The following is a 10,552-nucleotide window of genomic DNA, read 5'->3' as shown; positions in this document are numbered from 1 at the left end:
TGCGCATTTTACATCGTTTATTTTCGATGTCAACCATGTTTTTAAACTTTTTATTTGCTTGAAAACTTGGTTTCGCACTTGTTGCTAAGTTGGCTTTGTTTTTCTCGAAGCCCCCTCAGAACGTGGAGCGCATTATAGATACCTCTTATGAAAGATCAACACTTAAATTGGATTTTTTTGCTTTTTACACCACTTTTGGTGTTAACCGCTCATTTCTGCATCATTTCTAGGTACTCAATCCATCTTTAGACTAGTTTTTTCACATTTTATTGTTCAATTTGTTACAAATGAGTAAACTATGTACAGCCTCCAACACCATAATAAACAATAGAAAGGTAGGTATATGAAAGTAGGCTTTATTCAATGCGCTGTTATTAGCGCTATTTTTGCAATTGCAGGTTACTTGTTATTTTCTTCTGCTAGTTTGAACGTCCATGTTCCATTAACTGTATCAGCAGCTCTGCTGATCAGTGGTATTGTTACTCCTTGGCTAGCGTCTCTTATTCAAAGTCCATCTTCCTCAGATGCCAGAGCACATTCTAGTGACGGATCAGTAGAAACTTTATATGTGGGTAATTTGCCTTACAGGGCAAATGAGAACGCAGTAAAGGAATACTTCAGTAGCTTTATTGAAGTGCAATCAGTTCGTTTAATGAAGGATCGTAAAACTGGAAAACGGAAAGGCTACGGTTTTATCGAAGTTGTCACAGACGATCTCAGTAGTGTTATTGATAAAACTAACGACTCGGTCTTCCTGGAACGAACGTTAAAAGTTCGCCCTGCAAAAGACAAAGTCGAACACGCGTAATTCTTATTCGTAGTTTTCAGTAATGTAAAAAAGCCCGGTAAGCTTTCGCTTTCGGGCTTTTTATTATCATAAGCATTAGCTCTCGCTGGTTTCAGCAGATTGAGGAAGGCTATCTAATAGAGTTTGGTTAAAAGATCGAAATCTATTTATGGCAGATATAAGATCAGGAACCTGTACATCTTCCATTTCGTTAATGATGCCAGCTATTAACGCATTGTAGTCTTCACTACTTTCTAACGTTCTTTCAGCATTAGCAAAGGTATCCATCATCTTCTCTAGATATTGAGCGATTGGACTAACCACATTACCGAACTTCGTGTTGTCGCTTTTATCTTCATTGTAATGTTGGATGTTCTCATACGTCTTTAGTACTTCGGTCTGTGTTGTTCTATTCAACTGTAACGCGTAGCCAACTAACTCTTTATCGTCAAAGCCTAAACTCAACGCTTCTTCAAATGCTTTGTCGATGTCACCACTGTAAAAGGTGTCGGCGAGATCCTGAACTTGACCAACCAAATCAGCTATCGACTCTAACTCATCTTCATCAAGTTCGCCCTTCAATGAAAAGCTAATACCGCTACGCTCATAATATTGATACGACGTTTGTTCTGTGTAAGACGTCGTTAAGCTGCTTTCACTTTGCTCACCACTATTGCCAGATTGCTCCTGAGAAGCCTGAGCCTGGAAGTTAAGTTGCTGGGACGCCTGAAACGAACGAAGGCTTTCGAAGCTAAAACTCACCTCATCCCCATCTTTAGTTCGAATGAGTAAGCTACCGCTTTTCTCATCCGATGCAGAAACAGCATTTAATGATGAAAGTGTGACTGCATTTGGTTGCTGGCGACCAAATATATCGGTTTCTAGATCGTTAATTCCGGTATCGATGAGATCGCGGCTTTTTGTCATTCCTTGTTCGATCTCTTCATTCATAAAACCAGCGAGATCTTTTTCTGCCATCGCGAACCCTCGGCTTACGCCTTCTCTCGCTTGGCTAAATAAGCCATTAAGCTTTTCTTCGCTAGCGCCACCGTTTGCCGCACTTCTGATAACGCCACCTACGAACTTAAGTACGTTTCTGGCGACCTTTTCAAAGTCAAACAAACTGTTCGACTTATCTTCGATATTTTTCTCTTTGGTTTCTTGCGGTTTTTGCCCATCTATTTCCAAGGCTTGATTAAGGCTACTGCTAACCACGCGTAAGCCAATGCTAGTTTGGCTACTTGAAACAGATACTGATGCCGCTTGTTGTTTCGAAAACTCAGCCGCTTGCTGCAATCCGTCTTGCTGTAACTGCTTTTTCAACATTTCGTTCGGGTGAACTGATGCCTTTTGATCTGCTTTTTGATCAACCTTTTGGTCGCCCATAAAAGCCTTAATTTGACCCACGTTCATAATTTGATCCTCACTATCCTCAATCTTATTATCGGCAAAGAATCAGCATTGTTTAATTTTAATACAGCTTTTTTTCTGGGACATTCTTAATAATAACGTAGAAGTAGATAGCGCTTGTTGCAGTTATTTTATAAGGGACTACAATTCGCGACCTTAACATTGAATGGAGAATTTTATGACCGCGACCGAACAACAACGCTATCAAGTTCAGTTGGACGAAAAAGTAGAACGTCTTACTGCGTTACTTTCTCCGTTCAATGCGCCTGACTTGTCCGTATTCCCATCGCAACCAACGCACTACCGGATGCGCGCCGAATTTAGAGTATGGCATGAGGGCGATGATTTATTTCACATCATGTTCGACCAGGAAACAAAAGAAAAGTATCGCGTAGATAGTTTCCCTCCAGCTTGTAAAGCAATAAACCATGCTATGGCTTTGTTGCTTGAAGAAGTAAGACCAAATGAGGTGCTAAGAAAGAAGCTTTTTCAAATCGATTATCTTTCTGCACTATCTGGCGAGCTTGTCATCAGCCTTTTATACCATCGTCAACTAGATGAGAAGTGGCAAGAGGCTGCAAAAGAATTAAAGGCGAAACTCGAGGCTCACTTTCCGAAAGTAAACATCATCGGCCGTGCGAGAAAACAAAAGCTTATTATCGACAACGATTTTGTTATTGAGCGCTTACCCGTTAATGGCAAAGAATTCATATTTAAGCATATCGAGAATAGCTTCACTCAGCCCAATGCCGAAGTGAACTGTAGCATGATTGAATGGGCACTAGATTGCGTAAAGCCGCTCTCTGGCGATTTACTGGAGATGTATTGCGGTGCAGGTAACTTCTCACTGCCGCTAGCGCTTCACTTCGATAATGTTGTGGGGACCGAAATAGCCAAGCCCTCTGTACAAGCTGCGCAGTTTAATATTGAACAAAATCAGCTTAACAATGTGAAGATAGTCAGATTAGCCGCTGAAGAATTCACTCAGGCTATGAAAGGTGAACGTACGTTTAGTCGCTTAGAAGGCATTGATCTAAGTACATATAATTTCACAACTGTATTGGTCGATCCACCAAGAGCAGGGTTGGATGAAGACTCGCTTAGAATGATTCAGGATTACGATAATATCGTGTATATCTCGTGTAACCCTGAAACGTTGGCGCAAAATCTTGAGCTTTTAAGTGAAACTCACGACGTTGCTCAATCAGCACTATTCGATCAATTCCCGTTTACTCATCACATTGAGGCTGGCGTTTTACTTACACGCAAAAGCTAGTTTTGGTACAAATTGACAAGGCCTTTGGAGTCACAAAGGCCTATGAAGACACATTAGAATAAGGTGGCTTTGATTAGAGCAAACGATGTGGACTTAAAAGGCCAATCGCCACTAATTCAATTATACGCTTTTTTGCGTTGCACCTACTTGAACGAAGCGAAGCTGTGCTTTCACTCTCTCACCAATTTCGCGGCGAAGCTTATCATCAGCTTCTAGTGCTTCAGCACCTGCACTGAATACGAGCCTAACCATAGCATCAGCTTGAAGCTGCGCGCATGCGTATTCTACGCCCTGCTGTTCAATAATGTAGTCGGTCAACTCGTCGATGAAGTGTTGAATCTCTCTAAATACTGCCAACCGATAAGCCGACGACGTACCGGTATGCTCGCGTAATAATAAACGAAATACGTTTGTATTTGCCGCAATAAATTCCATGAAGGTTTCAACAGAAGTATGTATTACGCCGCCTCCAGAGGCTATACGCCGCCTTGCCTGACGCATAAGCTGCCGCAATGCTAAACCGGCTTCATCCACCAGCGTTAAACCCAATTCGTCCATATCTTTGAAGTGTCGATAAAAAGACGTAGGTGCTATACCTGCCTCTCGGGCAACTTCACGCAAGCTGATTGCCGATAAGCTGCGGTTTTCATCGAGCAAAGAAAACGCAGCATGAATGATATTTTGGCGGGTTTTTAATTTCTGTTCTTGTCGACTCACATTCGCACCATAGGTTGATTAGCTCTGAACGGCTTGATGATTTTTAGCGCTTGGGGTTGAAGCCCTTACGTCATCTGTATAGCCATTAACGCAATCAAACTTCGTACATCAAAGACTAGCATGTGTAGTTTATCGCAACACACACCAGTGGGGAAAGAGAAACAGAACCATCTCTTTTATAAACAAGCATTAAGCAGAAAAAGCCACAATTAACGAGCGCTTTAGCATAGCTTTACTATAATTAAACTTTACACATGTAAGCAGAACTAATCGGGGTTTTGCTTGCCTGAAGCCTCGTAAAAAGATAAATTAGCGAACAGTTGTAAGCCAAGTTGTATAAAATGAAAAAACCTCCTCTTATCCTTACTAATGTGCTGGTATTTATTATATCTGGCGCAATTGCGTTTATTGGTGTGCCGCTATGGGTGGCGTATCAAGGCATCGATTGGGCAGAAATCGGTGCGGCTATATTCCTATTTTACTTTACCGGTATGTCTATAACTGCCGGCTACCACCGCTTATGGTCGCATAAAACTTACGACGCCAATGTGGTTGTTCGTGTGATCCTTGCGATTGGTGGCGCTATGGCGCTGCAAAATAGTATTTTGCACTGGTCGTCAGATCATCGCGTTCATCATCGTCATGTTGATGATAACGATAAAGACCCCTACTCTGCCAAGAAAGGGCTATGGTTTGCGCATATCGGCTGGATGTTGCGTGAGTATCAGGCCAAACGTTACAATGACTACAGTAACTGTAAAGATCTTCAAAAAGATAAAGTGGTGATGTGGCAGCATAACTACTATTTGCCCATCGTGCTGGCGGCCAACTTTGGTATCACAGGTCTTCTGGGCTATTTAAATGGTGACGTATTAGGCATGATCTTGGTAGCAGGAGTACTTCGCCTGGTGCTAGTGCATCACGTAACCTTTTTTATCAATTCTCTTGCTCATTTTTGGGGTAGCCAGCCTTACACCGATAAGAACACAGCACGTGATAACGGTATTCTTGCGTTTTTTACTTTTGGTGAAGGTTATCACAATTACCATCACATCTTTGAGTACGACTACCGAAATGGCATTCGCTGGTATCAGTTTGATCCTACAAAATGGCTTATTAAGGGATTATCACTGGTAGGACTGACATCCAACCTTCGCAAAGTGCCAGAAGAGCGCATCGAGAAAGCGTTAGCAGCAATGCAGCTGCAAAGAGCAAGTGAAAAAGTATCGCTACTGCCTAATGCTGAAGAGATGATGCACACCATTCAAGAAGAATACGACTTGTTAATGCAGCGCATGAGTGAATACTACGCCACGAAAAAACGTGTCATGCGCGTTAAACAACGCACCCTAAAGCGCAGTATCGAGGGGCTTGAGCTTGCATACAAGTACAAAGAGCTGAAACATGCCTTTGCTGTACAGAAAGAGAAATGGACACAGTTACATAGTTTGTCATTGCAAATGGCGTAAATTAACGCCCTCTTTTATACGTTTGAACGCTAAAAACCACATAAGTGTCTGCTTATGTGGTTTTTTTTATTCTATAGTTGGATAAGGTCGTTATACTAAAACCAGAATCATTCATTTTGTATTACGGCTAACCTAGTGGTGACATCGCATTACAAAAGTAACAACATGGGAAAGTAAGATGGCAACGAAGCAAAAAACCAAAGCCCCGTCGTATCATTACGACGCTATCGTTATTGGCACAGGTCCTGGTGGTGAAGGCGTTGCAATGCAGCTTGCCAAAGCCGGAAAAAAAGTGGCGGTTGTTGAGCGCTACGAGGCAGTGGGAGGGGGTTGTACCCATTGGGGAACCATTCCATCGAAAGCGCTTCGTCACTCAGTAAGTCGTCTTATTGAATATAACTCTTCTCCCTTGTTTGCCGACAACCACTTAAGTAAGAGTCTTACGTTTTCTGACATCATGCGCCATGCTAGCGGTGTGGTAAAAAGCCAAACTAGACTTCGCTCTTCTTTCTACGACAGAAATCGTGTGACGCTATTTCACGGCGAAGCCAGTTTCGTAGATGCGCATACGTTAGAGATAACCCGTAAAGATGGCTCTAAAGATACAGTCACTGCTGGCCAAATTGCTATTGCCACAGGGTCGCGTCCTTATTGTCCTAAAGACATCGACTTTAATCACCCGCGTATTTATAACTCAGACACTATCCTATCTTTAGATCACGATCCCAAATCAATAATTATCTATGGCGCTGGGGTCATTGGCTCTGAATATGCCAGTATTTTCAGAGGACTAGGCGTAAAAGTTGACCTCGTTAACATGCGCGATCGCTTACTGTCATTTCTTGATGACGAGATATCAGACGCACTCAGTTATCACCTGTGGAACAATGGCGTACTCATCCGGCACAATGAGGCCTATTCTTCGGTTGAAGCTACCGATGACTCGGTTATTTTAAACTTAGAGTCGGGCAAGCGTATGCGCGCAGATTGTCTCTTGTTTGCTAACGGAAGAACGGGTAATACAGATACACTTAAACTCGAGAATATTGGTTTAAAAGCCGATGGCAGAGGCCAACTCAAGGTTAACGAAAATTATCAAACTGACGTAGACAATGTATTTGCAGTCGGCGATGTCATTGGCTATCCAAGTTTAGCATCTGCGGCTTATAACCAAGGTCGCTTTGCCGCTGAAGCTATGCTTGGCATAAAAACACATTCGGCATTGGTAGAAGATATTCCGTCAGGCATATACACCATCCCAGAAATAAGTTCTGTTGGTAAAACAGAGCAAGAGCTTACTGCAGCAAAAGTGCCTTATGAAGTGGGAAGAGCTCAGTTCAAACATTTGGCCAGAGCCCAAATCGCGTCAACGCAGACAGGAAGTCTAAAAATCTTGTTTCATCGCGAAACTAAAGAAATCTTGGGCATTCATTGTTTCGGTGAACGTGCCTCCGAGATTGTTCACATCGGCCAAGCGATCATGCAGCAAAAGGGCGAAGGCAATACCATAGATTACTTCGTTAACACTACGTTTAACTATCCAACCATGGCAGAAGCTTATCGAGTTGCTGCTATTAATGGACTTAATAGAATTTTCTAACGGACACAAAAAAGCCGGCGAGATTGTCGCCGGCTTAATATGCGTTAACTAAGAAATTAGTTACGGTTCGCAGCAAGCGCGTTAAGCGAATCTTTATGTGCTACGATGTCGATGTGCATATTTTCTTGATCGAACGTCATTGTTGCAATGGCGTAGTCACCCTGACTATCGCTTGCAATGTCGATCAACTTTGCTTGTGCATCACGGAAACGAATGTTATTGCCGATTTTGTCAGACATACATTGGTTATTCATTTCGAATGTTTTCGCATCCATGCAATCGAAAAGCTGGTTATCACCAGATTCCGCATGCGCAATACCAAAGGCCGCTGATAGAGCTAGGGTTAGTACTACTTTACGCATGTTTCTTCTCCTGTGTTACAGTCTACTACTGTCACTATTAAACATACTGTATATACATAAGATAGTCAAACTGAGATCATAGTTTTGTGACAAAAGTATGACAAAGAGAAATATTTGGAGAAAAATGTGAAAGGCCACGATGCACTGGTGGTTAAAGCGAGAAATTGTAGACTGTGTGCCCCTCACCTACCGCATCAACCCAACCCCATATTTAGCACTGCACCATCAACTAAAGTGCTTATTATTGGGCAAGCACCGGGGTTGAAAGCTCATGAACGCAACATTGCTTTTGATGATCCCAGCGGAGATCGGTTACGCGATTGGTTGTCTGTCTCGAGGGAGACCTTTTATAACCCACGCTTAATTTCGGTGCTGCCAATGGGCTTCTGCTTTCCAGGTTATAAAAATGGAGCCGATGCCCCGCCAAGAAAAGAATGTGCCCCCGCTTGGCACAATGACTTTCTTCTTCATTTAAAACCTAAAGTAACGCTTTACGTGGGACGTTACTCGCAACAGTATTATTTACCGCAACACAAAACGTTAACTGAAGCTGTACGCAGTCCGACTGAAACACATTCCGTACTGCCCCACCCGTCAGGAAGAAACAACAGGTGGCTCGCTAAAAACCCTTGGTTTGAATTAGATATCCTTCCCAAGTTGCGAGACACTGTCGAATCTGTATTAAAAGTTTAGTCGTGCTCTTCAAGAAACGCTAAAAGCGCATCAAACGGCATAGGCTTCGCGTACAAGTAGCCCTGTGCTTCGTCACATCCAAGCTTTATCATGTAACTCGCCTGCTCTCTTTTTTCTACGCCTTCGGCAATAGTCAATAAGCCTAGCTTGTTCCCCAAAGTCACAATGGTCTCAGCAAGCACTGCGCTTGCACCCGGTTTAATGTCTTTGACAAAAGAACGATCGACCTTCAATCGATCTAACGGGAGCTGCTGTAGATAACTCATGGAGGAAAAGCCTGTTCCAAAGTCATCAATGGCTATTTTCACCCCAAATTCTTTTAACGAACGCAATGCATCTATTACAATTTGCGGTTCATCCATCACCACGCTTTCTGTTATTTCTAGCTCTAAAAGGCTTGGGTCGCAGTTGGCGTTAGATAGTGCCTGCTTAACTTTTTCTACAAATAACCTGTCGCGGAACTGCGGAATAGAGATGTTAACGGCAACTCTTAGATGGCCGTAGCCTTTTTCTTTCAATTCCTGAAGACGACGGCATGACTCTTCTAGCACCCATTCACCGATATCAACGATAAGACCTGAATACTCAGCAAGTGGTACAAACACGGCGGGAGAAATGTATCCCCCTTCACCATTGGGCCAGCGTAGTAAGCCTTCCATGCCAACAACTTTTTCATTCAGTAAGTCCACTTGCGGCTGAAACCACAGCTCCAGCTTTCTTGCTGCAAAGTCACTTCGGAGTTGGCGAATCATATCCAGGCGCCAAGTCGTCTGATCTTCAATATCTTTGGCGTAATATTCGAAGTTATCTGTTAGATTTTTCTTAGCACGGTTTAACGCAATATTCGTGCGCTTTAAAATCTCAATGCCGATGTGACGTTTATTGTCTAACTTGCACAATCCAAGTGTTATATTCACCGGAAGGGTGTGATCACCTACCTGAAATGAAGATTGGAAAATGTTGTTAATGGACTTGGGGCATACCAAATCGTCAGGACCAATAAGACCAAATACATCAGCACCTATGCGGCCTTTTTTCACTATGCTATCGAAAGAAGATTGAAAGCGATCGCTAATAGCTCGCAACAATTCGTTGCCGACTTCTTGCCCTAAACCATCATTTATATCGGAAAAGTGATTTACGTCGATAAGGGCTACGCTATAGTTTTCTCCGGCAAACAAATGAGGTTTATCGAGCATATTGATAAACTCATTGCGGTTTGGCAGACGGGTTAACCAGTCTCTGAACGCCGCATTTCTCAATTCATGGAAAAGATTAACGTTTTCGTATCCCACTGAAATACTGGATAGAAAAACCTCAAGCAAGTGCTTGTCTAGCTCACTAATCTCGTGGGTTTGTCGAACAAAAACGGCAGCTTCAAAACCAGCGCGGCTGATATACAGCACCGAGCAACTGGGCTCAAAAATGTGCTTTTTAAGACGTAGGCACCGACTAATGTTTTCTTCAATTTCAAGGTTTTTAAGCGTGAACACAGGCTGGTTTATAAATTTCGCATACTCACCCGCAGCGCCAAGCACGTAAACCTCTTCGTCCTCTCGATCTAACAAAGACCCCGCTCTCGCGCATAATAAACCTTCGGAGTCTAAACCAATAAGCGAACTGATTTGGGTAACTACACCTTCGCAAAACTCTTTCACCGAATGTTCTTCAAACAAGTTGGCTGAAGAGGTGATTATTTTTTCTAAACCAGCACGGCTTTGACTAATCGTTACAATTTGCTGATAAGAGCGTAGTGAGGAAATGATAGTAGTTAGTAATTTGGCGCGAGTAAGCTCTGTCTTGGTTTTATAGTCATTGATATCGTAAACTTTAATGACTTGCTCTTCAGGCGCGTAGCCGGGCTGGCCCGTACGTAAGATAATTCGAGGTTCAACTAACTTCATGTCCTCGCGGATGTATTTAACAACATCAAAACCCGCGTCATCAGTCTCCATGACGACATCAAGTAAAATTATGGCAATGCTGTTGCCATATTCGTGCAGCATTTCTTTGGCTTGTTTTGCTGAATAAGCGTGGATGAAGTTTAATTTGCGATCGTTTACGATGAGATCAGATAGCGCGAGACGCGTTACGGTGTGAATCTCTTCATCGTCATCGACAATGAGAATGTTCCAGTCTTTGCCCAATAAGGTTTGCTCTTCAACTGAACCATCATCATCTAAAAAAATTAACTCGTCGTTATCGTAATCCATTGCCGACATTACCGCTCATTTCCTC

General features: G+C 42.8%; 9 protein-coding genes. 5 read left to right on the top strand and 4 right to left on the bottom strand.

Annotated elements, in window-relative coordinates; translation table 11 throughout:
* The first annotated feature begins 343 nt into the window (after positions 1–343).
* Positions 344–808, top strand: a complete 465-nt coding sequence (locus tag KUL49_RS20020; protein ID WP_131138388.1) for an RNA-binding protein — start codon at positions 344–346, stop codon at positions 806–808.
* Between the two features lie 75 nt (positions 809–883).
* On the opposite strand, the gene KUL49_RS20015 is transcribed toward KUL49_RS20020, so the two are convergent.
* On the bottom strand, positions 884–2,200 hold the full coding sequence (locus KUL49_RS20015; protein ID WP_131138387.1) for a DUF5610 domain-containing protein: 1,317 nt from the start codon (positions 2,198–2,200) through the stop codon (positions 884–886).
* A gap of 175 nt (positions 2,201–2,375) precedes the next feature.
* Between KUL49_RS20015 and trmA the strand changes: the two genes are divergently transcribed.
* A complete protein-coding gene (trmA, locus tag KUL49_RS20010; RefSeq protein WP_131138386.1) occupies positions 2,376–3,473 on the top strand; it encodes a tRNA (uridine(54)-C5)-methyltransferase TrmA in 1,098 nt (365 codons plus the stop codon).
* Between the two features lie 120 nt (positions 3,474–3,593).
* Here the strand turns inward: trmA and fabR are convergent, their stop codons facing one another.
* On the bottom strand, positions 3,594–4,190 hold the full coding sequence (gene fabR / locus KUL49_RS20005) for an HTH-type transcriptional repressor FabR (protein WP_014977408.1): 597 nt from the start codon (positions 4,188–4,190) through the stop codon (positions 3,594–3,596).
* A 341-nt stretch (positions 4,191–4,531) separates the two neighbouring features.
* On the opposite strand from fabR, the gene KUL49_RS20000 reads away from it, so the two are divergent.
* Entirely contained in the window at positions 4,532–5,659 is a 1,128-nt protein-coding gene (locus KUL49_RS20000) for a fatty acid desaturase (protein WP_131138385.1), read from the top strand.
* Positions 5,660–5,837: 178 nt separating this feature from the next.
* Entirely contained in the window at positions 5,838–7,259 is a 1,422-nt protein-coding gene (gene sthA, locus KUL49_RS19995) for a Si-specific NAD(P)(+) transhydrogenase (RefSeq protein ID WP_014950712.1), read from the top strand.
* 56 nt (positions 7,260–7,315) lie between these two features.
* Here sthA and KUL49_RS19990 read toward each other — a convergent pair whose 3' ends face one another.
* Complete coding sequence (locus KUL49_RS19990; RefSeq protein WP_014950713.1) at positions 7,316–7,621, bottom strand: hypothetical protein; 306 nt, start codon at positions 7,619–7,621, stop codon at positions 7,316–7,318.
* A 114-nt stretch (positions 7,622–7,735) separates the two neighbouring features.
* On the opposite strand from KUL49_RS19990, the gene KUL49_RS19985 reads away from it, so the two are divergent.
* Positions 7,736–8,314, top strand: coding sequence for a uracil-DNA glycosylase family protein (locus KUL49_RS19985; protein ID WP_131138384.1), 579 nt, complete (start codon positions 7,736–7,738; stop codon positions 8,312–8,314).
* On the opposite strand, the gene KUL49_RS19980 is transcribed toward KUL49_RS19985, so the two are convergent.
* A complete protein-coding gene (locus tag KUL49_RS19980) occupies positions 8,311–10,536 on the bottom strand; it encodes an EAL domain-containing protein (RefSeq protein ID WP_014950715.1) in 2,226 nt (741 codons plus the stop codon). The two genes, KUL49_RS19985 and KUL49_RS19980, sit on opposite strands and share 4 nt — an antisense overlap.
* Between the last annotated feature and the right edge of the window lie 16 nt (positions 10,537–10,552).

Origin of the sequence: Alteromonas sp. KUL17, from assembly GCF_006538305.1 — a bacterium.
Taxonomy (GTDB): domain Bacteria; phylum Pseudomonadota; class Gammaproteobacteria; order Enterobacterales; family Alteromonadaceae; genus Alteromonas; species Alteromonas macleodii.
The sequence above is the reverse complement of the archived record's forward strand: the minus strand, read 5'-3'. Positions and strand labels throughout refer to the sequence as shown.